The organism is Halomonas sp. 3A7M (assembly GCF_014897875.1).
GTDB lineage: Bacteria > Pseudomonadota > Gammaproteobacteria > Pseudomonadales > Halomonadaceae > Vreelandella.
The window spans coordinates 1-22,320 of sequence record NZ_JABUZD010000175.1; the positions used below are offsets into that span (position 1 = coordinate 1).

The 22,320-nt window shown below is 53.3% G+C and carries 16 protein-coding genes; 7 read left to right on the plus strand and 9 right to left on the minus strand.

Annotation, left to right across the window (positions count from 1 at the left end; translation table 11 throughout):
* The first annotated feature begins 481 nt into the window (after positions 1-481).
* Both thpD and INT19_RS18920 read left to right on the plus strand, forming a co-directional pair.
* Positions 482-1,465 (plus strand): ectoine hydroxylase, encoded by a 984-nt coding sequence (gene thpD / locus INT19_RS18915; protein WP_193061869.1) that lies wholly within the window; start codon positions 482-484, stop codon positions 1,463-1,465.
* A 129-nt stretch (positions 1,466-1,594) separates the two neighbouring features.
* Positions 1,595-2,260, plus strand: a complete 666-nt coding sequence (locus INT19_RS18920) for a fumarylacetoacetate hydrolase family protein (RefSeq protein WP_193061870.1) — start codon at positions 1,595-1,597, stop codon at positions 2,258-2,260.
* A 146-nt stretch (positions 2,261-2,406) separates the two neighbouring features.
* On the opposite strand, the gene speA is transcribed toward INT19_RS18920, so the two are convergent.
* Both speA and INT19_RS18930 read right to left on the minus strand, forming a co-directional pair.
* Entirely contained in the window at positions 2,407-4,326 is a 1,920-nt protein-coding gene (speA, locus tag INT19_RS18925) for a biosynthetic arginine decarboxylase (protein ID WP_089039835.1), read from the minus strand.
* Positions 4,326-5,282 (minus strand): homoserine kinase, encoded by a 957-nt coding sequence (locus tag INT19_RS18930; RefSeq protein ID WP_089040948.1) that lies wholly within the window; start codon positions 5,280-5,282, stop codon positions 4,326-4,328. Before INT19_RS18930 ends, speA begins: the two co-directional genes overlap by 1 nt.
* 173 nt (positions 5,283-5,455) lie before the next feature.
* Between INT19_RS18930 and polA the strand changes: the two genes are divergently transcribed.
* Complete coding sequence (gene polA / locus INT19_RS18935; protein ID WP_193061871.1) at positions 5,456-8,230, plus strand: DNA polymerase I; 2,775 nt, start codon at positions 5,456-5,458, stop codon at positions 8,228-8,230.
* A 164-nt stretch (positions 8,231-8,394) separates the two neighbouring features.
* On the opposite strand, the gene INT19_RS18940 is transcribed toward polA, so the two are convergent.
* Positions 8,395-9,420 carry a Fe(3+) ABC transporter substrate-binding protein gene (locus tag INT19_RS18940; RefSeq protein WP_089039833.1) on the minus strand — a complete coding sequence of 342 codons (1,026 nt, stop codon included), beginning with the start codon at positions 9,418-9,420 and terminating at the stop codon, positions 8,395-8,397.
* A 224-nt stretch (positions 9,421-9,644) separates the two neighbouring features.
* Here INT19_RS18940 and INT19_RS18945 point away from each other — a divergent pair, with 224 nt between their 5' ends.
* On the plus strand, positions 9,645-10,742 hold the full coding sequence (locus tag INT19_RS18945) for an ABC transporter ATP-binding protein (RefSeq protein ID WP_193061872.1): 1,098 nt from the start codon (positions 9,645-9,647) through the stop codon (positions 10,740-10,742).
* A 27-nt stretch (positions 10,743-10,769) separates the two neighbouring features.
* On the opposite strand, the gene INT19_RS18950 is transcribed toward INT19_RS18945, so the two are convergent.
* The 4 genes from INT19_RS18950 to dctP all read right to left on the minus strand — a co-directional run bounded on the left by INT19_RS18950 (position 10,770) and on the right by dctP (position 15,633).
* Positions 10,770-12,470: an ABC transporter permease gene (locus tag INT19_RS18950; RefSeq protein ID WP_193061873.1), complete on the minus strand. Its 1,701-nt coding sequence runs from the start codon at positions 12,468-12,470 to the stop codon at positions 10,770-10,772.
* 166 nt (positions 12,471-12,636) lie between these two features.
* Positions 12,637-13,968, minus strand: a complete 1,332-nt coding sequence (locus tag INT19_RS18955) for a TRAP transporter large permease (RefSeq protein ID WP_038478243.1) — start codon at positions 13,966-13,968, stop codon at positions 12,637-12,639.
* Positions 13,965-14,468, minus strand: coding sequence for a TRAP transporter small permease subunit (locus tag INT19_RS18960; RefSeq protein ID WP_038478240.1), 504 nt, complete (start codon positions 14,466-14,468; stop codon positions 13,965-13,967). Before INT19_RS18960 ends, INT19_RS18955 begins: the two co-directional genes overlap by 4 nt.
* Positions 14,469-14,529: 61 nt before the next feature.
* Entirely contained in the window at positions 14,530-15,633 is a 1,104-nt protein-coding gene (dctP, locus tag INT19_RS18965; protein WP_193061874.1) for a TRAP transporter substrate-binding protein DctP, read from the minus strand.
* Positions 15,634-15,965: 332 nt separating this feature from the next.
* Here dctP and INT19_RS18970 point away from each other — a divergent pair, with 332 nt between their 5' ends.
* The 3 genes from INT19_RS18970 to INT19_RS19710 all read left to right on the plus strand — a co-directional run bounded on the left by INT19_RS18970 (position 15,966) and on the right by INT19_RS19710 (position 20,042).
* The gene (locus INT19_RS18970) at positions 15,966-18,152 is read left to right on the plus strand and encodes a GNAT family N-acetyltransferase (RefSeq protein ID WP_193061875.1); all 2,187 of its coding nucleotides are present in this window, start codon (positions 15,966-15,968) and stop codon (positions 18,150-18,152) included.
* Between the two features lie 32 nt (positions 18,153-18,184).
* On the plus strand, positions 18,185-19,648 hold the full coding sequence (locus INT19_RS18975) for an aminoacyl-histidine dipeptidase (protein WP_193061876.1): 1,464 nt from the start codon (positions 18,185-18,187) through the stop codon (positions 19,646-19,648).
* 268 nt (positions 19,649-19,916) lie between these two features.
* Complete coding sequence (locus INT19_RS19710) at positions 19,917-20,042, plus strand: hypothetical protein (protein WP_264299066.1); 126 nt, start codon at positions 19,917-19,919, stop codon at positions 20,040-20,042.
* A gap of 348 nt (positions 20,043-20,390) precedes the next feature.
* Here the strand turns inward: INT19_RS19710 and INT19_RS18980 are convergent, their stop codons facing one another.
* Both INT19_RS18980 and INT19_RS18985 read right to left on the minus strand, forming a co-directional pair.
* A complete protein-coding gene (locus INT19_RS18980) occupies positions 20,391-20,867 on the minus strand; it encodes a Dps family protein (protein WP_009724882.1) in 477 nt (158 codons plus the stop codon).
* A 282-nt stretch (positions 20,868-21,149) separates the two neighbouring features.
* Positions 21,150-22,280, minus strand: coding sequence for a glycerate kinase (locus tag INT19_RS18985; RefSeq protein ID WP_193061877.1), 1,131 nt, complete (start codon positions 22,278-22,280; stop codon positions 21,150-21,152).
* Positions 22,281-22,320: the final 40 nt, after the last annotated feature.

Consider the following 22,320-nt stretch of genomic DNA (forward strand, 5'->3'; position numbering starts at 1 on the left):
AGCCTCGCTTTATACACCATAACTTATGCGGATTCACTTAGTATAATAAGAGTGCCCTGATGTAAGAGTGTGAGTTTTTCATGATGTGGTGCCACCTAATGATGTCTTGGTGCATATTGGTACCTCTAATGAGGTGGCCAAATTCACTATGCCACTTACCCTGTGTAAGGGCGCTTGAGCAGAAAAAATATTCGTAAAACTCGGATTGATATCAGGCATTTAAATTTGAAGAAAATGATAAGATGTGTCGGTTTTATAGCGATTTTATTTATGGATATATTTTTCTGTAATGGTTTTTTAAAGTCGTTGCTAGGTCTTGTTTGAGAGTGCTTAAAGAAATTTCATAACACACGTTATAAAATGAAGATGTGGCGGTTGCAAGGGCTAAGTATTTAGCTACCCTATTGGCTGTGTTATGTGAAAGCGGAAGCCGCTACATGTTTTATCGGTCTGAAATTTAATCATACAAGGAGTGGATTAGATGACAGTCAGCAACAATTCTCTCAAAACGATTACTGTCTATAAGCAATATAATGAAATGTTGGATATGCCGTCGGCGCGACGTACAGCGGTGAAAGATGAGTACCCAACGCGCCTAGCAGCAGCTCCAGCTTCGCTAACTCAGCCGCGTCGCGATGCGGTGGTTAAAGGTCGAAATTTATCAGGGCCGCTATCCTCAGAGCAGCTGGATGAGTTTGAACGCAAAGGTTTTTTGTTTATTCCAAACCTCATTTCAGGTGAAGAGCTGGAGGCACTTCGCCATGAAATGACATTATTGATGAGTAATAGTGCTTATCGCGATCAAGAATTCAGCGTTACTGAGCCAGAAAGCCACGATATTCGCTCGTTGTTTGCCGTGCATAGGCTTTCTGAACGATTAGGTCAACTGGCCAGTGACGAACGCTTGGCAGGTGCAGCCCGGCAGATCATTGGTGCTAATCCATATGTGCATCAGTCACGGATTAACTATAAGCCAGGTTTTGCAGGTAAAGGGTTTAATTGGCACTCTGATTTCGAGACGTGGCACGCGGAAGACGGCATGCCGAGTATGCATGCTGTTAGCGCTTCACTGATCTTGACCGACAACCATGAATTTAATGGCCCGCTTATGCTGATTCCAGGCTCCCATTTGGAATTTGTGCCTTGTTTGGGGGAAACACCAGAGGATAACCACAAAAGCTCGCTTAAAGCACAGGAGATTGGCGTGCCCAGCCCAGAAGCGCTGACTCAGTTAGTAGCAAAATATGGTATTGAAGCGCCAAAAGGTAAAGCAGGGGGATTGCTGCTCTTTGATTGCAACACGCTGCATGCGTCTAATGCCAATTTGTCGCCAGACCCCCGCAGCAACGTATTCTTTGTGTTTAACCGTCCGGATAATCGCTGTGTTGCACCGTTTGCTGCTCCCAAGCAGCGTCCTCGCTTTTTGGCGCATGGGCCTGATGATCGCTGGACGCCCGACGCATAATCTAACGTATCACTGGTGGTATGTATGAAATGCTATAGAAGAGGTTGTGGAACATACGCATAGCTGGGGTAGACTGTTGCGCCTGTCGTTGCGAATGCGGCACGCATAATGAGAAGGAGAGGACCCGCCATGCGTTTTGTTCCACAGTTTACCGATGGCCAGGAGTTTCCCCACGCGTTGGGCAAAATCGTCTGCGTTGGCCGCAACTATGCCGACCATGCCAAAGAACTGGATAATCCGGTTCCCAGTGAGCCTCTGTTATTTATGAAGCCCGCCACCAGTGTGGTGGACTTGACTAAACCCCTAGATCCGCCGTTTTCACGGGGTGATATACATTACGAAGTCGAGCTCGCGCTTTTGGTGGGGGAGACCCTGACTCACGCGACCCAAGATGAAGCTGAGCGTGCTATTGTGGGCATTGGCCTGGCGATGGATTTAACGCTGCGAGATGTGCAAACCAAGCTGAAAGAGAAGGGGCACCCGTGGGAAATAGCAAAAGCATTTGATGGTGCTTGCCCACTATCTCCGTTCTTGCCGCTAAGCCGCGTTCCCAATTGGAACGCGTTGGTGTTCACCCTTGAGATTGATGGTGAAGAGCGTCAACACGGAGAAGGTGCCGATATGATCTTCGCGATCCCGACGTTGGTGGCAGAGATGAGCCGTCACTTCACGCTAGAGCCGGGTGACGTCATTTTGACAGGAACACCTGCGGGTGTGGGTGAATTGCCCCGTGGGGCTTCGCTGCATTTAACGTTGACCGGCGGGTTAGAAATCACCACTAGCGTAGTAGAGTAGTTGGATGGCGATGATGCCAAAACCAACACTAGCTAAGCGTTAGCCGTTATGCGAAAAGCCACCGACGATGTCAGTGGCTTTTTCGTTGGCCTATTCTAAAAGCACTGCTCTATAAGCACGGTTCTATAAGTACGGTTCTATAAGTACTATTCTAAATAGGTGTAGCCATCCAGGCCTTCGCTCAGGCTAGCGGCAAACTTTGCCTGCTCTTGGGTTGAGAAGCCGCTAGTGATCAGTTGCTCGGTGAGCTTTTGCTTAAGCACTCGAGCATCAAAATTCACGTAGGCTAAAACATCGGCCACCGTATCGCCTGCCTGTAGGTTAGACAGAACCCACTCGCCATCTTTACCCAGTGCGGCATCGACTGAGTCGGTATCGCCGAAAAGGTTGTGCAAGTCGCCAAGAATTTCCTGATAGGCACCTACCAGGAAGAAGCCTAGCCAACGCTCGTCATCGCTTGCCCACTCGGGCAACGGTAGTGTGCTCTCCACGCCTTGGCCATCCACGTAGCTATCAATGCGGCCATCTGAATCGCAGGTAATATCCTGAATGACTGCGCGACGAGTGGGGGGCTGGTCTAGCCCGCTCAATGGCAGAACAGGGAATATCTGTTCGATCCCCCAGACGTCAGGCACCGACTGGAATAATGAGAAATTGACGAACAGCTTATCGGCTAGCTTTTCAGCCAGTTCGTCCATAATTTCCCGGTGCGCGCGATTACGGGTATCAAGCTGGCCGCGTAGGCGAGCACAGGCTGCCATATAAAGCCGTTCACCTTCGGCACGGGCATTGATATCACTTAAGCCCATTACGAAACGGTCTTGCAGCTCACTAACCGCTTGCAGAAGGTCATGCCAAGCTTCCACCAAGACACGGGGCTCCTGGCTTTCGGCTAACTGCTCAAAAACCCGCCACAGGGCTTCCACCTGGAGGTCTTCCTGAGAAGAGCGCTCTGGAGGCGAATCATTAACGCGCTCTTCGCCAATCACGTTGGTGATCAACACGGCATGATGAGCCGTTAGCGCACGGCCTGACTCACTGATCAGATGAGGCTGGGGAAGGTCAGCCTCCTGACACAGCTGCGCAAAGGCGCTAACGACGTTACGTGCATACTCCTGCATGGAGTAGTTGGCTGAGCAGTAGCTACGTGAGCGAGTACCTTCGTAGTCGATTCCTAGACCGCCACCCACATCGACGGTATCAATCGGTGCCCCTAGGCTCACCAGGTTTTGGTAAAAACGGGCGCATTCCCGCAGACCGCGCTGAATGTCGCGAATATTGGCAATTTGCGAGCCGAGATGAAAGTGCACTAACTGTAGGCTCTCTAACGCATTTTGAGCGCGCAAGGTCGCGACTACGTCAAGAATTTGGCTGGCAGTCAGACCAAACTTTGACTTCTCGCCGCCGGTGTTTTGCCATTTACCCTTACCCACTGAGGCAAGCCGTGCCCGCAAACCAATACGCGGGGTGACTTCCAACTCACGCGCCTCTTCTAATATAAGTTCCAGCTCAGACAGCTTCTCAACGACCAGGTAAACGCGATGCCCCAGCTTTTCACCCAGCAGCGCTAGGCGAACGTACTCGCGGTCTTTATAACCATTGCAGACGATCAGCGAGGAGCCGCCATCCGACAGCGCCAGCACTGCCAGCAGCTCCGGTTTACTGCCTGCTTCTAAGCCTACGCGACCATTGCCCCGCTCGGAGGTGGCGAGGATCTCTTCCACCACGCGGCGCTGCTGATTCACTTTGATCGGATAAACGGCTGTGTAGCCGCCCTGATAGTCGATGTCCTGCATCGCGACATCAAACGCACCGCACAGCTGTTCTACGCGGTCGTGCAGAATGTCGCTAAACCTTACCAGTACCGGCAACCGCAGACCCGCAGTCTGCAACTGACGCACAAGCCCGCTAAGCGGCAATGCTGGGCCTTCTGCGTCGCTACCTAGCGGACGAACCAAGGCTTGCCCGTGGTCGTCCACATCAAAGTAGCCACTGCCCCATTGGTCAATATTCCATGTGCGTCGGGCACGTAAGGCCTGGGCGCTGGTGGTCACCGATTCGATCATCAAGAAACCTCTGGGAGCGGTAGTGCGCCAAATGCAATGCGCGCTTTTAAAATGGTTCGGAAACGCTCAGGGTCATGAGGCGTTAGGTCATGGGCTGGTGGGTCAACATAGACGACCAGCAGGCGCGATAGCCAATATCGCAACGCTGTCATGCGCAACATGGCTGGCCATAGTTCACGCTCATCAGCGGTGAGAGGGCGACGTGCTTGGTAAGCGCTCAGAATGGCTTCATAACGCTCAGCATTCAGCGAGCCATCCTCATTGGTTGCCCAGTCGTTAATGACGATGGCGAGATCAAATAGCAAATCGCCGGTGCAACCGTTATAAAAATCGATAATACCGCCTAGTTGGTCGCCCTCAAACAGTGTGTTATCACGGAATAAGTCGCCGTGAAGCGCTCCTTGCGGTAGCTCGCCGTGCTGGCTAAAGGCACCTTCGAAGTCATCGACTTCATTTTTCATCAGCGTTTGGTCGTCAGGGCTGATATACGTCAGCACCTTGTGATGCACTGCTCGCAGCCAGTGAAGGTCGCGCGGGTTTGGCCGATGGCCAGGAAAACGCTGGGAGACAACATGCAAGTGCCCCAACGTATTGCCCAGCGCTTGGCATTGGGCAAGGTTGGGGGCGCTAGGATGCTTGCCTGGTAGGCGTGGAAACAGTAAAGCAGGCTTACCTGCCAAACTGTGTAGCGCAATCCCTTCGCGGTCGTGAATAGTACCGGGCACCGGCAAACGGTGCTCATCCAGATAATCCAACAACTCGACAAAAAACGGCAGCTCTTCATGTTCGCCCTGTTCAAACAGGGTTAACACCAGCTCACGACGATCGGTGGTCACAAAAAACGTCGAGTTTTCTGTGCCACCGGCAACGCCTTGTAGCGAAACGAAGCTGCCGACATCAAACTTTTCCAAAAACGCGGCGACCTGAACGTCGCTCAGCGGGGTAAATACAGCCATGAGAATCTCGCCCAGGTTGCTAAGCCCATTATTGTAGCGGCTTGCAGGGTCAGTTGGCAGCGTTGTGTGAGTTTGAAATGCGTTATTCGTAGCGGTTGTTTCTGCAGCCATTGCCGTGAACGCGTATCATAGCTAATAGACTTCTTACTGTGTTGCTAACAATGGAATTGGTTATGGCCCGTGCCCCAATCGTGCTTGTCGATGGCTCATCGTACCTATATCGCGCTTTTCACGCGCTGCCACCGTTAACGACCTCCAACGGCCAGCCTACGGGGGCCGTGAAAGGCGTATTAAATATGCTCAAGCGGTTGATCAAAGACTACCCGGAAAGCCCAATGGCGGTGGTGTTTGATGCACCAGGAAAAACCTTTCGCGATGAGATGTACAGCGACTACAAAGCTCATCGACCGCCCATGCCGGACGACCTGCGCAGCCAAATTAAGCCGCTGCACGCTTGTGTAAAAGCGCTAGGCTTACCGCTGCTGTGCATTGAAGGCGTCGAAGCCGACGATGTGATTGGTACCCTGGCTCATCATGCCACCCAGGCTGGCCGTGATGCGGTGATCTCGACTGGCGATAAAGATATGGCGCAGTTGGTGAATGACCACATCACATTGGTCAACACCATGAAAGAAGAAACCCTCGATGAAACAGGCGTCAAAGAGAAATTTGGTCTACCACCCTCGCTGATCATTGATTTTTTGGCATTGATGGGGGACAAGGTTGATAACATTCCCGGCGTGCCGGGGGTGGGTGAAAAGACGGCCATTGGCCTGTTGCAAGGTATGGAAGGTGGTTTAGAGACAATTTACGGCGATCTTGAGCGCGTCAAGACACTCAGCTTCCGTGGTGCGAAAACGTTACCCAAGAAGCTGGAAGAGCACCGTGAACAGGCCTTTCTCTCTTATCAGCTAGCAACCATTAAGACCGACTGCGAGCTGCCCGTGGGGCTGGATGACTTGGATATTGCGCATCCCGACCGCGAGGCGCTGGTAGAACTCTATAAAGAAATGGAGTTCAAGCAGTGGTTGGCTGAGCTTCTGGCAGGTACCGACGAGGGCGTCGATGACGTAAAGAAGGGCGAGCCTGCACCTGATAACGCTGCTAATGACGTGACTGATAGCGCCGCGGCTTCCAGCCAGCGAAACGACCATGTCATCGTTGAGCAAGCTGAGTTTGATGCGTGGCTAGCGCGACTGAAAAAAGCCGAGCGCTTTTGCTTCGACTTAGAAACGACCAGCCTGAATTATATGGACGCCGATATTGTCGGCGTTGGCTTGGCACTGGAGGCCGGTGAAGCTGCCTATATTCCACTGGCCCATGACTACCTGGATGCGCCCGCACAGCTTGATCGTCAACAGGTTCTGCAGGCATTAAAGCCGCTGCTGGAAGATCCTGAAAAAACCAAAATTGGTCAGAACCTTAAGTACGATATTTCCGTGCTGGCAAACTATGATATTCGCGTGGTGGGGCCGCTTGCCGACACTATGCTAGCCTCGTACGTGTTGAATTCCACCGCCACGCGTCATGATATGGATTCGCTGGCGCTAAAGTATTTGGGCGAAAAAACCATCTCTTTCGAAGAGATCGCTGGAAAGGGGGCCAAGCAGCTCACCTTTAACCAGATCGCCTTAGAGCAAGCGGTTCCTTATGCCTGTGAAGATGTCGATATCACGCTGCGGCTGCAAGAAATACTGCGTCCTCAGGTGGAACGGGAAGGGCGTTTAGCGGACGTGCTGGATCATCTTGAGCTGCCGCTGATTAACGTCTTGTCGCGGATTGAACGCAATGGCGTCGCACTGGATGCCGAACGTCTACACGAGCAAAGCCAGCAGCTAGAGCGCCGTATTCGTGAGCTTGAAAGCGAAGCCTTCGAGTTAGCCGGTCGTGAGTTTAATCTCGGTTCGCCCAAACAGCTGGGGCAGATTCTGTTCGAAGAGCAGAAAATTCCGGTGATCAAGAAAACTCCCAAAGGCGCACCTTCGACTGCAGAGGCGGTGCTAGAGGAGTTGGCGCTGGATTACCCCTTGCCCAAGGTGATTATGCAGCACCGGGGGCTGGCGAAACTTAAGTCCACCTATACCGATAAGCTACCGCGCCTGCTCAATAAAACCACTGGCCGAGTGCATACCAGCTATCACCAAGCGGTGACGGCGACAGGGCGTCTCTCGTCGTCGGACCCGAATTTACAGAACATCCCTATTCGTACCGAAGAGGGACGCAAAATTCGTCAGGCATTTATTGCCCGCCCAGGCTACCGCATTGTGGCGGCAGACTACTCGCAAATTGAGCTGCGTATTATGGCGCACCTCTCAGAAGATAAAGGGCTTTTAGAGGCGTTTGCGGAAGGGCGCGATATCCATACAGCGACCGCTGCCGAAGTATTTGGTACTGCGCTTGAAAAGGTCTCTGCCGACCAGCGGCGCAGCGCTAAAGCGATCAACTTTGGCCTAATTTACGGCATGAGCGCTTGGGGCCTATCGCGCCAGTTGCATATTGATCGCAATCAGGCGCAAACCTACATCGACCGCTATTTTGACCGTTATCCTGGCGTTGCTCGCTATATGGATCGTATTCGCACCCAGGCCGCAGAAGATGGCTTTGTGGAAACCGTGCTAGGGCGGCGGCTGTACCTGCCAGAGATCCACTCGCAAAACCGCAATCGCCGTCAGGGTGCTGAACGCACTGCCATTAACGCGCCTATGCAGGGAACGGCGGCAGATATCATCAAGCAAGCGATGATTGATGTCGATGCTTGGCTTGCTGAAGGCGATTTTGACGCCCTCATGGTTATGCAGGTGCACGATGAGCTAGTGTTTGAGGTGGCCGATAAGCAGGTTGAGGCGTTTATTGAGCAAGTTCAGGCGCGTATGCAAGCCGCTGCCACGCTTAGCGTGCCGCTGATTGTTGAAGCCGAAAGCGGCGCCAACTGGGATGAAGCTCACTAGTAACCACTAGCATGAAGCCCGCTAGGCTAAGCCCTCTAGGCTAAGTAAGGCTTAAACGGCGTTACGGGGTCGTTACCGGCACCCCAATAAAAAACACCTGCAGCTGAGCTGCAGGTGTTTTTTTAGTTAGGCTTGTGGCTCCTGAGTCCTAAGAGCCGCAGAGCTTAACGCCAGCTTACGCGGTCGAAAATACGAATCGCTTCTGGGTTATTTTCACCCAGGATGCTGATGTTGATATCGTCTTTGGCGAAATCACCCCAAGATTCCAGCACCGGGTTTTTCTTGATGCCTTCCACGACGGGGAACTCGTAGTTACGGTCAGCCAGTACTTCCTGAGCTTCGTCAGAGGCTAAGAACTCCAGGAAACGAATGCCGTTTTCTGGGTTTTGCGCGTTAGCCACTAAGCCAGCGCCGCCAACGTTAATGTGGGTGCCACGGTCATCCTGGTTGGGGAAAATCACCCCCACTTTGCGCGCGGCTTCGCGGTCGGCATCTTCATCGGAATGCAGCATGCGAACATAGTAATAGTGGTTTGCAACTGCTAAGTCACACTCACCGCTCGCAACGCCAAGAATCTGATCGGTATCGCCGCCTTCTGGGTCGCGCGCCATATTATTCACAACGCCTTGGGCCCACTCTTCCGCACCTTCTTCGCCATGATGCTCAATCATTGACGCTAGCAGCGACTGGTTATAAATGTTGTTGGAAGAGCGAATGCATACTTGGCCTTCAAACTGCGGATCGGCCAAGTCTTCATAGGAAGTGATTTGGCTGGGGTCAAAGTTCTCACGGTTGTAGAAAATAACCCGTGCGCGCTGGCTAAAGCCAAACCACAAACCTTCAGGGTGGCGCATTGATTCTGGCAGGCGCTCGTTAAGCACGTCAGAGTCTACGCTTTGAAAAAGGCCGTCCTGCTCGGCGCGCCATAGGCGGCCTGCGTCAACGGTAAGCATTACGTCAGCAGGGCTAGCAATGCCTTCACGCTGCATGCGCTCCATCAACTGGTCGGAGTCGCCTTCCAGGACATTAACTTCGATGCCGGTCTCTTCAGTGAACGCTTTGTAGAGAATCTCATCAGAGTCGTAATGGCGGGCGGAGTAAATGTTGACCTCGTTAGCGAGCGCGCTACCTGCAAAAGCAGAACCTGCCATGATGGCAGCTACGGTAGCCGTAAGACGTGCTTTTTTCATAACAAATACCCTGAATGTTTATGATAATAAGTTGCATTAGCGACGTGGCGTATTGAAACGCTTCTCATGGTTGGCGTCAAGTTAAATGCTAATGAAACGCATCTGCTGTTTAGCAAGAAACGTGCATCTCTACTCAATAGAAAATAGAATGCAAATAACTTTCAACCGTGTTCGCAGCGGCATGCGTTTATCATGTCGCGGGTGGACGAGACAATGGTGAAATAATGACGGCCACTGTGTCACTTTCCGATGTGTCGGCGCCTGCATCAGCACTGTCGCTTCGTGGTATTCAGCACACGTTTGCGGCTAATAAAGTGGTGAAAGGCATTGATCTTGATATCGCTCCAGGCGAGGTTGTGTGTTTACTAGGCCCTTCTGGTTGCGGCAAAACCACACTGCTTCGGATTGCTGCGGGCTTAGAGGTCGTGCAGGAAGGCTCGGTTAGTCTTGATGGTCTATCCATTGCGGCACCCGGTAAGCGTCATGTGCCACCGGAAAAGCGCAATGTTGGTCTCGCTTTCCAAGACTCAGCCTTGTTCCCACACCTTAGCGTGCTGGAAAATGTTACCTTCGGTCTGAAAAATTTGCCCTCTAGCCAGCGCCGGGAGCGTGCGCTGGAACTGCTCGCTCAACTCGGCATGGCCGACTACGCCGAGAGCTATCCGCATATGTTGTCAGGTGGGCAGCAGCAGCGCGTTGCGCTGGCGCGAGCGCTGGCACCCACGCCTAAATTAATGTTGCTGGATGAACCCTTTTCTAGTCTGGATGCGCGGCTACGTGATCGCATCCGAGACGATACGCTGCACGTGTTGAAAAAACTCGGCTCTGCGACCCTGCTAGTGACCCACGACCCTGAAGAAGCCATGTTTATGGCAGACCGCATCGCACTAATGCGGGATGGCGAAATTGTGCAGACTGGCACTCCCCGTGAGCTTTATTGTGCGCCAGTGGCTCCCTTTGTGGTGACGTTTTTTGGCGAGGTGAATGAGTTAAGCGGCATTGTTAGAGGGGGCTTTGTCGCTACGCCCGTTGGGCCGGTAGATGCCAGCTGGTTGCCAGAAGGCAGTAGCGTTCAGGTGATGATTCGCCCCGAAGCACTGCGTATCAAAGAGCGTGACTTGCCCGTCGAGTCGCATAGCCACAGCCATGTGGTCATGGCTAAGCTGCTAGGGCGTTCCAGCCTTATTCACTTATGTGCGCATGGAGAAGATGGTCAGGAAGCCCACCTTCACGCCCGTGTGCCAGGCGTGTTTTTACCCCAGGAGGGCCAGCCGATTGATATCGACTTGGATCACTCCCAGGTATTTATCTTTCCGCGTTAAATTTTTGCTGTTCAGCGCTTGCTTCCACTACTCAGCCTGGCTCCCAGGGCGCGCCCGGCGCATTGCCAAGCTGAGTAAAATCACCGGTAAGATGCCCACTACCACAATGGTCAGAGAGGCTGTTGACGCTTCAGCTAAGCGTTCATCTGAGGCGAGGCTGTGAGCGCGTACTGCCAGCGTGTCAAAGTTGAAGGGGCGCAGGATAATCGTGGCAGGCAATTCTTTCATCACATCGACAAATACCAGAATCCCGGCTGCTAGGAGACTGCTGCGCATCAGCGGCGTATGAATATGGCGCAGTGTACCGCCAGCGGTTTGGCCCAAGGTGCGGGATGCGGCATCCATGCTGGGGGTTACTTTGCCAAGGCTCGCTTCTACCGCGTTAAACGAGACGGCCAAAAAGCGTACGACATAAGCGTAAATCAAAATAAATGCTGAGCCGCTAAACACTAGACCAATGATTTTTCCGTAGTGTTCGTGAAGCCACATGTTTAGCGAGTTATCCAGCCAAGCAAACGGAATCAGGATGCCTACGGCAACCACCGAGCCAGGAATGGCATAGCCCATTGCGGCGATGCGGGTGAAAAATCGTGCGCTTGGTGAATTGTTGAGCCTAACCCCGTAGCTCAGAAGTACGGCTAAGCCTACCGCAATCAATGCAGCAACGGTCGCGAGGCTCAGGCTATTCATAGCAAAGCCAATAAATCGTGTGCCGAACAAGCTATCGCCCGTTTTAATGGCCATATTGAGCAAAATGCCGCTGGGCAACAAAAAGCCGATAACAATAGGCAGCAAACACGCCAGGGTAGCCCCCATTGCATGCCAGCCACGCAGCTGATATTCCGGTAGTTGCTGATAGCGGTTAGTGGTATGGAAGTAGCGCCGTTTACCCCGCGAATAGCGCTCTAGAAGAACCAATACAATGACGAAGGTCAGCAAGCAAGCGGCTAGCTGAGCGGCAGCGACGGGTTCACCTAAGCCAAACCATGTGCGATAGATCCCCGTAGTGAAGGTATCTACTCCAAAAAACTGCACCGCGCCAAATTCGTTAAGTGTCTCCATCAATACCAGTGAAACGCCGCCGACTAATGCCGGGCGGGCGAGGGGCAACGCCACGCTGGCAAACAAGCGCCAGGGGCCACGCCCCAGGGTACGGCCTACATCTAATACACATACCGACTGCTCAAGAAAAGAAGCCCTAGCTAACAGATACACATACGGGTAAAGCACAAAGGTAATCAGGATTGCCGCGCCGCCTAGTGAGCGCACATTGGGGAAATAGTAATCGCCCACTCGCCAGTCAAACCATTCACGCAACATGCTTTGTAGCGGTCCTGCTACTTGGAAAAAGTCTGTATAGGCGTAGGCAATGACATACGTTGGTACCGCCAGGGGTAACAGCAGCGCCCATTCAAATATGCGCTTGCCTGGAAAGCGGCACATCACCACCAGCCACGCAGTCCCGGCGCCTGTAATAAGAGTGCCAATGCCAACCCATAGCACCAGCCAGAACGTATTAGAGAGGTAGCGTGGTAATACGGTGCTTGCAAGGTGCTGCCAAACGCCCTCTGTCGGCACAAAAATATGGCTTAGAACCACAATAATAGGCAGTGCGACAACAAGGGCGATCAAAAAAAGCGCGATTGACCAAGGGTTGAGCGATAGTGAAATGCGTGACGCAAAACCTGAAAGCAGGGCCGATGGTGAGCGGCGAGCTGGCGTAGACACGTCGTTGTCTCCTTGGATGAGGGGCAGCTTGGCTCGTCAATGCGAAAAAATAGCGGCTGCAAATAGTATCACTTGCGTTAGGCGGCTGCAGCCAACATTGTGGCTATCAAAAAAATCCCCCCGCAAGGCGGGGGGACGTTGTGCGTTTGGCATCAGTAGCTTGGTATCACTGGTAGCCCACCAGCACACTAGGTAGTCCCGTAATCAAACTAGGGAAAATAGCCATTAGTATGCAGGCGAAAAGGATGATGGCCACAAATGGCACGACGGCTTTATATAAGTCGACGATTTCGACCCCAGGTGGAGCCACCCCTTTCAAATAGAACAGCGCATAACCAAAGGGCGGCGTTAAGAAGGAGGTTTGTAACACCACCGCCACCATGACGACGAACCACAGTACATCCACGCCCATCTGCGAAATGATTGGCAGCATGATAGGGAAGCTAAGCAACACAATGCCAGTCCAATCAAGGAACATGCCGAGAATGAATACCAGGAACAGCATTAATAGCAGAGCACCAACGGTGCCGCCCGGCATGGCCAGTACAAAGTCACTGATCACGGTCATCCCGCCACCAATCGAGAATACCCCAGTGAATGCGGTGGCCCCGACGAGCACTAACATCACCATCGTCGTGGTTTTGCCAGCTTCAATCAGCGTGTTGTAACAGGTTGATAGTTTGCGGTCGCCGAAGATTAAAAACAGTAGGAAAGCAATAAAAACACCAATGGCGGATGCCTCAGTCGCTGTCGCCACACCGGTAAACAGTGCCCCTAGTACGCCGAGAATTAACGACATTGGTGGGACAACATACTTGCCCAGCATGATCAGTAGCTGTTTTGTGCTGACTTCAGCGCGCTCTTCTGCCGGAACTTTAGGGCCGTAGCTAGGTTTGAGCCAGCAGATTACCAGCACGTACAGGGCATACATCACTCCCAGTATCAGGCCGGGTACTAACGCGCCAGCAAAGAGTGCGCCTACGGAGACAGGCGAGTAGCTAGCCATCAAAATCAGCATAATGCTGGGGGGAATCAAAATGCCCAGACAGCCGCTAGCCATGATGACGCCAGCACTCAGCTCTTTGTTATAGCCATACTTAAGCATCGGCACTAAGGCAATCATGCCCATAACGGCAATCGACGCGCCGACAATGCCAGTGGTCGCTGCAAGTAAGACAGAGACAACCACCACGGTCAGCGCTAATCCACCGCGAAGGTTCGCCAGCAGCAAGCGCATGGCATCAAACATTTTTTCGGTGACGCCTGAGTCATTAAGGAAGCGCGCCATTAGAATAAACAGTGGTATCGCCACGAGTACATAGTTGTCCATGGCGTTGCCATAGACGTTGTTAATGATGATACCCAGGGTATTAATGCCCGGCCCTAAATAAGCGCCGATGACCGCCATGCCACCCAATACAAAAGCAAGCGGGTGACCCATAAACAGGCCAACTAAAAGGCCTCCAAACATCACCAGCGTCAGTAGTTCTGCACTCATGCGGACGTCTCCTCACGCAGCTGCATAATGGCGCGCAGAACGATAGCAATCGCCTGCAACAAGATAAGCACAGCAGCGACTACGATAACGCCTTTTACCGGATACACCGGGATTGAGACCATTCCGTAGGTCGTTTCGCCTCGACTGAATGAACGTTCGAAAAAGCGCCAGCCGTAGGTCAATAACAGCCAAATGAAGGGCACAAAGAATATCAAGTAGCCGAGCAGATCGAGTACGGCCTGCTTTTTACGTGATAGCAGGCGTTTAATAACGTCGACTTCCACGTGGGCATGGTGGCGCAACCCATAGGCGGCCATCAGCATAAAGTGAGCGCCGAACAGCATTTTGGTGACATCAAACGCCCAGTCGCTAGGGCGGCCAAAGAAGAAGCGCGACACAATGTCGTAAAGCACTATTAGAGTAATGATGGCAATTAACGGTGCAATGATGCGGCCCAGCAGCTCGTTAATTGCATCGATCGCCTTGGCAATCGCGTTCATGGAAGGTCTCCGCAGCTAAGCAATAACCGCCCCTGCAGCGCAGGGGCGGCACTTAAACGTCTTATAGGCAGGCTTCGATCTCTTCCAATGAGGGCAGGTTGTCCATCGTACGGCTCATGTTGAATGGCGCAGTAACATCACGCCATACAGCGTACTCTTGTAGATAGGTAATCATGGAGTGATAGACCTTCGCGTGGTCGGAGTTTTCACACGCGCCACGTACGATGACATCGTTGGTGATTTCCTGGATGCGCGCCAAGTCTTCTTCTGAGAATTGGTTAATGGTGACGCCCGCATCAATAAACTTCTGGGTCGCTTCGGTAGATTCACGCTCCGACCAGGAAAGTGACCAAGCCATGGTGGCTTCAGCAGCTATTTTTAGCTTAGTCTGGGTTTCTTCAGACAGGGCATCCCAAGCGTCTTTGTTAATCATAACGCCGAAAACGCTTGCCGACTGGTGCCAGCCAGGTGTCGCCCAGTAGTCAGCAACTTCAGCAAAACCCGCTTTAAAATCAACGCCTGGAGTCGAGAACTCACCGGCATCAATTACGCCGCGTTCAATCGCTTGATACACTTCACCACCAGCCAGGGTGACCTGTGAGCCGCCTAGCTCTTCGAGCACCCGGCCCTGATCGCGTCCCGATAGACGCAAACGCTTACCTTCAAGGTCTGCGATGCTCTCAATCGGTGTGCGGCCCATAAAGCCAGATTCGTTGTTGGTAATGCCGTAGGGCAAATACACCATGTTGTACTGGCCGTAGATTTCTTGATAGAGCTCAAAACCGCCCCATTGTTGAATCCAGTTCAAGTAATCCACGCCGTTAAACAGACTGGTAGTGGTGGCCAGAGGAGAGAATGCTGGATTCAAGCCGGCCCAGTAGCCTGGCCAATCGCCAGAGGCTTGGATAGCGCCGGTTTCGGTAGCGTCGAACACTTCAGTGCCAGGCATGAGCGTGCCGCCTGCACGGAAGTTAATTTGTACTTCGTCACCTGCAAGCTGGTTGACAAGCTCTGCCCAGTGCTGATCAACCTTAATCAGGTCAAGGTTTTCGGGCCAGGTAGTCGTCATTGTCCACTGTTCCTGCGCTTGAGCAGTGGAGGTGAGAGCGGCGAAAGCGACACCAGCGGCGAGGCTGGTTAGTGCGAATTTAGTGATCTTTTTCATTGTATGTTTCCTGGTACTTTGGCGGTTGGCGTTATTAGTGTTTATTACCTGAAAGCAGGAAAGTGCAGTGAGTGTGGCTTACGTTTACGTAAAGTAAACAGCGCTAGGCTGCCTCGCTAAGCTAGCACACTCCCCCCGCTGCAGCGCAATATCAGTAACTCAAGGAATTTAACGTCGTAGCAGAAGTTTTGTTGGGAAATTTAGCTCATTAAAAACAATTATTTGTATATTTTTTAGTAACTTTCTTAACCTTATGGTTAGTTCTAAGAGCGTTGAAAATTACGCGAATCTACAACCAAAGTTGTAAGCAAAACACAAGCTCAGGAGTTGCTATGAGATCAGGCTGCCGCGTTGACAAACCCAACGCTGCCATTAAGCAGGTATCAGCCTTGGTTCATCATGCCATCCGCTTGCAGCGCCGCAGTTGGAGGGCGCTAGTATGGCTATATGGGCCGCCTGATAAGGCCCGCCAGCAGGCGCAGCTGTTGTGGGATGCACAAACGTGGCAGGCACCGCTGTGGGTGGGCGCTGAGCATGAGACGCCAGTGGCGCCGTGTTTACCAGCCGGTAAAGCTCGTACACGGTTAGGTGCGGAGCATCAGCTAATCGTCCTAGACGCTAGTGGTACCCAAGGGTTAGATCCAGATGCGCTCGGCGCATTAGCAGGTACCGTGAGTGCTGGTGGGTTATTGGTCATTATCACGCCAGAAAATTGGGGCGAACAGCCTGATCCTGATTATGCCCGCTTTGCCGATTATCCGTGGCGTTGGGATTCGCTGAGTGCTCATTACCTTAAGCGGTTAGCGTTTCAGTTGACGGGTGAGAGCACTATTGTTCGCTGGGAGGTAGACGGTAGCCTCACGCTGCCCAGGCTGTCTATTCGAGACTCGCGTGCGGCTCCGTTTGACGACGCAGACTGTTTGACGGCTGACCAGGCTCGTGCAGTGAATGCGCTAGTAAAACTAAAGCGCCGCCGGCCATTGGTTATTACCGCGGATCGTGGGCGGGGTAAAAGCGCTGCATTGGGGATTGCTTGTGCTCGCCTGCTACAAAAAAGCGTGACGCAACTGGTGGTGACGGCACCTCGACTCAGTTCAGTGGAAAGCTTGTTTGCGCGCGTAGTAGCGCTATGTCCGGAAGGCCAACGCCTCAGCTCAGCGCGGTTTGAACTGCCGAGCGGCAGCTCACTGTGTTTTCTTGCACCTGATGCGCTTAACGAACAGGTTGATCAGGCAAGACTCGGCGGTAGCGGCAGCTATTTACTCGTCGACGAGGCAGCGGCCATTCCTGCGGCAATGTTAGCCCACTGGCTTGCTGCTTTTCCACGTATCGCGTTTGCAACCACCGTGCATGGCTATGAAGGCTCAGGGCGCGGTTTTGCACTACGCTTTCGCGAGGTGCTCAATCGAACAGCTCCTCAATGGCGAGAGTTACCGTTAGATACCCCTGTTCGCTGGTCAGTGGGAGATCCTTTAGAAGCGACTATCCAAGCGTTGCTACTGCTCAACGCTCCGTTACCTGAGGCACACGCCAGTACTCATTGCCAGAATGCCTCTATGCTGTTGACTCAGGCCCAGTTAGCCAAGCAGCGTGAGTTGTTAGCGAAGCTGTTTGGCTTGCTGGTGCAGTCCCACTATCGCACCACGCCTAGTGACTTACGCCAGCTGTTAGATGGCCCTGGTACCGCCATTCGCACAATCATCGCATCACAAGAACCCCAGGCCGTTTTGGTGACCCGTGAAGAGGGTGGCTTTAATGCTGCACTTGCTGAGCAAGTGGCGCGTGGTGAGCGACGCCCTCAAGGCCATCTGCTGGCCCAATCGTTGGCGGCTCACAGTGGTAGCCGTGAGGCGTTAACCTCTCGCTGGCGGCGAGTAGCGCGCATTGCTACTCATCCAGAGCGGCGGCGTGAAGGGTTAGGACGCCGGCTGTTAGAAGAGGATATAGCTAACGCTCATCAGCAGGGTATCGCGCTTTACGGAGCTACCTTTGGTGCCGAAGCATCGTTGCTACGTTTTTGGCTGGCACTCGGGTTTGCGCCTGTTCGTTTAGGCATCACCCGAGAAGCGGCTACCGGCGAGTACGCCATTATGGTGGCGCGCGCGCTGACCAGCGAAGGGCAAGCCGTGCTGGCGTCGCTGGGTGATACCTTTGCGGCCTCATTGATAACGCTATTGGCCTTTGAATTAGCGACACTGCCCGCGCCGATCGTCGCGTTACTGTTGCCGTCCTTGCCTCGTTTGCCGCTTAGCACCGCTGAGCTTCAGGCGGTGGACGATGTGGCGTATGCGCACCGCGACCCTGCCTTGGCAAGGACGGCGCTTCAGGCGCTGGCCAGAGAGGCTAGCCATTGGCCGTTAGGGCAAGAGGCGCACATCGCCCACCAGCAGTTGGTTACCTGGGCCTTCCAAAACCAGCCGTTAGCAAAGGCGCACGGTGAGTCAGTGCGGCTGGTTCGTCGCGCGACTCAACAAATTATTGAACAGCGCACGCTTTTCCCCAGTAGCCCGGAGGGGTAAAGTAAACTGGTTATCGATAATGAAGAGTTTCCATGAACGCACATCTAGAAGCCCTCGAGCCACGTTTAGTGTGGCAGCACTTTCGCACACTATGTAATACGCCGCGTCCCTCTGGTCATGAGGCCGCGCTGGTGGCGACGTTGGAGGCCTGGGCCGATTCCCAGGGGCTACCCCACGACCGTGATGAGTTTGGCAACTTGCGCATTTGTAAGCCAGCCACGCCCGGCTGTGAAAGCGCGCCAGGCATCGTGCTGCAGGGCCATCTAGATATGGTGGCGCAAGCTAACGCAGGCCATGACCACGATTTTACCCGCGATCCTATTCAGACGTATGAAAAAGACGGTTGGCTATTCGCTGATGGCACCACATTGGGTGCTGATAATGGCCTTGGTGTCGCCGCTATTCTGGCCGTATTGGAAGACCCTGCGCTTACGCATGGCCCGTTAGAAGCACTGTTTACGCTAGAGGAAGAGACCTCTATGGGGGGCGCGCTCAATCTTGCTGAAAATTGGCTGGAAGGGGCATTGCTGCTCAATTTAGACAGTGAAGATCGTGGCCAAGTTTATATCGGCTGCGCGGGAGGCGCTGATGTCGTAGTGAATGCGCAGCTCCCCAGCACGGCGATGCAAGACCATGAGCAGGTGATTTCGCTGGCGCTGACGGGGCTAAAAGGCGGCCACTCGGGGATGGATATTGATAAACCCCTGGGCAATGCGAACCGTCTGCTAGTCCGCGTGCTGTGGGCATTGGAATCCTTTGGTGCGCGACTGGTTAATTACCATGGCGGCACACTGCGTAATGCCATCCCTCGCGAAGCGTTTGCGCAAATTGCTCTGCCTGCTGATGAGCTGGACGCCGCGCTGGCGATGGTGAAAACGCTTGCTGGTACGCTAAAAGCTGAATTGGGCAGTGGCGATAGCAATATGACGCTTACTGCTGAGCGCGTGGAGCTGGCTGACGCTGAACCACTAACGCGGGACGCCAGTGCGATGCTGCTGGCTGCGCTGCATGCGGCCCCCTGTGGGGTCGAACGCATGAGTGCTGATGTACCGGGGGTAGTGGAAACTTCGAACAATTTAGGTGTATTAAACGTCGAAAACGGACGTTTCCATCTTTGTGCACTGGTGCGTTCACTGCATGATAGTGCCACTGACGCGATGGCGGGACGTTTTCAGGCGCTATTTGGCCTGATGGGCGCCAGAGTGAAAGTGGAAAATGGCTATCCAGGCTGGGTGCCTAATCCACAAAGCCCCTTGCTTGCTACCTTTAACGCTCGGCATGCTGCATTAATGGGCCGTGAACCCGAGGTCAAGGTGATTCATGCCGGCCTTGAATGCGGCATCCTGGGAAGTAAATACCCACAGTTAGACATGATTTCGTTTGGTCCGCTGATTCGCGGTGCGCATTCGCCAGCCGAGCGAGTGGAAATTGCCTCGGTGGCGGAGTTCTGGGAGATGCTACGCGATTTCATTGAAACCTTGGCGAACTCTCGTTAGACAAATCGCCATAAAAAACGGCACCGTTAATTGGTGTAATGCCAGTCAGTTAAGGCTGACTGGCATTTACTCCCCTAGCCCCATATAGCAAAGCGGCCACCTCCCAAGGCGTGCATCGCACGTCATTCCCGAGTCACTGCACCGTCATTCCCGAGTGGGGTTATCGGGAATCCACCTTGACCTTGGCCTGCAGCAGCCCGAAATCCCAGGTCAACATGGATTCCCGCTAAGGGCATGCGGGAATGACGAGGTGGCAGGACCTGCGGGAATGACAGAACGGAAAGTGTCATTCCCGAGTCGCCGCACCGTCATTCCCGAGTGGGGTTATCGGGAATCCACCTTGACCTTGGCCTGCAGCAGCCCGAAATCCCAGGTCAACATGGATTCCCGCTAAGGGCATGCGGGAATGACGAAGTGGCGGGGCATGCGGGAATGACAGAATGGAAAGTGTCATTCCCGAGCCACCGCACCGTCATTCCCGAGTGGGGTTATCGGGAATCCACCTTGACCTTAGCCTGCAGCAGCCCGAAATCCCAGGTCAACATGGATTCCCGCTAAGGGCATGCGGGAATGACGAAGTGGTAGGGTCTGCGGGAATGACGAGGGCGACTCGGAGGGCTGGGGTCGAGTCATCGTCAGGCACTTATTAAACAATGCCAGTCAGCCTTAACTGACTGGTATTACCGTTAATTGGTGCCGTTTTCGATAGTGCCTCCCTCCCGTCAGCGAGGTAAGCCTCGTATTATTTGCTCAGGTAAGCGTTGAGCATCCATACGGTTTTTTCCTGCTCGCGAATATAGTCGCCGGCTTGTGCTGCGGTACCTTCATCGTCAGCGTCCGACGCAATTGCCAGCAATTCCCGCTGTAATTCAATCAGTGTTTGATAACCTGTGAGTACGCCTTTCACGCAGGTTTGACCATCATGAACGTCTTTATCTTCTTCAATGCGCGAAATCTTCACATAGTCGCTATACGCATGAATAGGCTTGTGGCCTAACGTCAAAATACGCTCTGCCACTTCATCTACTTTGGTAAGTAAGTCGGTATAAAACTCTTCAAATTTTGCGTGTAGCTCAAAGAAGTCGCTACCTCGAACGTTCCAGTGGTAGCCACGAACGTTCATATAGAAAATCTGATAATTGGCCAGCAGGTGATTAAGTTTCTCGGCGAGTTGGCTTGCGCTGCCTTCGTGTAAGCCAATGCTATTTGTATCACTCATGTAGTGCTCCTCCATGGTTGCAACCGCTCTGAAAACAGTACGGTCATCAAATCGTTCGATTTAGCTTAAGACGCTTAGCAAGCGTTGCAAAACAAGTTTTTTGCATCGCGGCAATAGCGTCATACCATTACCTTGGCGGTGAGCTGGCGACGGCTGACTCATCGCTTACGCAACATAGTACAGGTCTGATATACCGTCGAATGTATGCCTAATAAAAGAGATGTAGGCGCCTAGGGTGTTTTTCAAGGGGCATATTTTTCACGCGTTGGCTGGCTGACCCGTTTATCGAGCGAGCCAAAGCCTTGCAATGCTCTCACAGCGGTCAGCGAGTAGCTCTGCGGTGCGTGGTAAAGCATCTTCAAGTGTCATCGGGCCGTCGGCAAGGGCAAACGCAGCGGTAACGCCTTCTTCTAGGCAGGCCTGCCACCCTTCACCCAGGCTACCGGCCAGTACGATGACCGGCTTGCCGTGGCGTTTGGCGGTACGGGAAACGCCAATAGGCGTTTTACCCGAAAGGCTTTGGCCATCTAGGCGACCTTCTCCGGTAATCACTACGTCAATATCAGGAAGCAGGCTGGGTAGCTTGGCCTGCTGCATCATTATCTCAATGCCGGGCGTGAGGGTGGCGTTCAGAAAGCTGCGAGCGGCAAACCCCATACCACCCGCAGCCCCCGCGCCGGCTAATTCTTTTTCATCGCGACCCAGCACCTGGGCGCTTAGCTCGGCAAAGTGGCCAATAGCGCGATCAAGCGTGGCAATATCGTCAGGTGATGCGCCTTTTTGTGGACCAAAAACAGCGCTCGCCCCACGTGATCCTAGTAGCGGGTTATCTACATCCACGGCGGCTTCAACTTCTAAGCTGTTTAAACGAGGGTCTAGCGTGGAAAGGTCTAGCGTTGCAAGCTGCTGGAGTGCTGCGCCACCGGGGGGGAGCGAGTTACCGTGCTTATCTAATAACTTGGCTCCCAGTGCTTGGAGCATGCCTGCGCCTGCGTCGTTGGTGGCACTGCCACCTAAAAAAAGCAGCGCCTTCGTGGCACCAGCATCAAGCGCCGCATGAAATAACTCCCCGACGCCGTAAGTGGTGGTATGTAGGGCATTACGTTGTTGAGGGGATAGATGCTGCAGCCCACTGGCTTCTGCTAGTTCGATAAACGCGGTACGCTGCTCGCTAAGCCAGCCCCAGGATGCTTGACGCGGCCGCCCCAAGGCATCTTGTACCGTAAGTTGACGTCGCTCGGCATGGGTGGCGGCAATCAGCGCATCCAAGCTGCCTTCGCCGCCGTCAGCAAGCGGACAAAGGTGGATCGTGGCGGTTGGCGCAGCCCGCTGAATACCATCGGCCATGGCGCTTGCTGCTTGTTCAGCGCTAAGCGCATCTTTAAAACTATCGGGGCAAAGCAGAACATTCATCGCACAACCTCCCTAACGCGTTGTCATAATTGTTTATCGT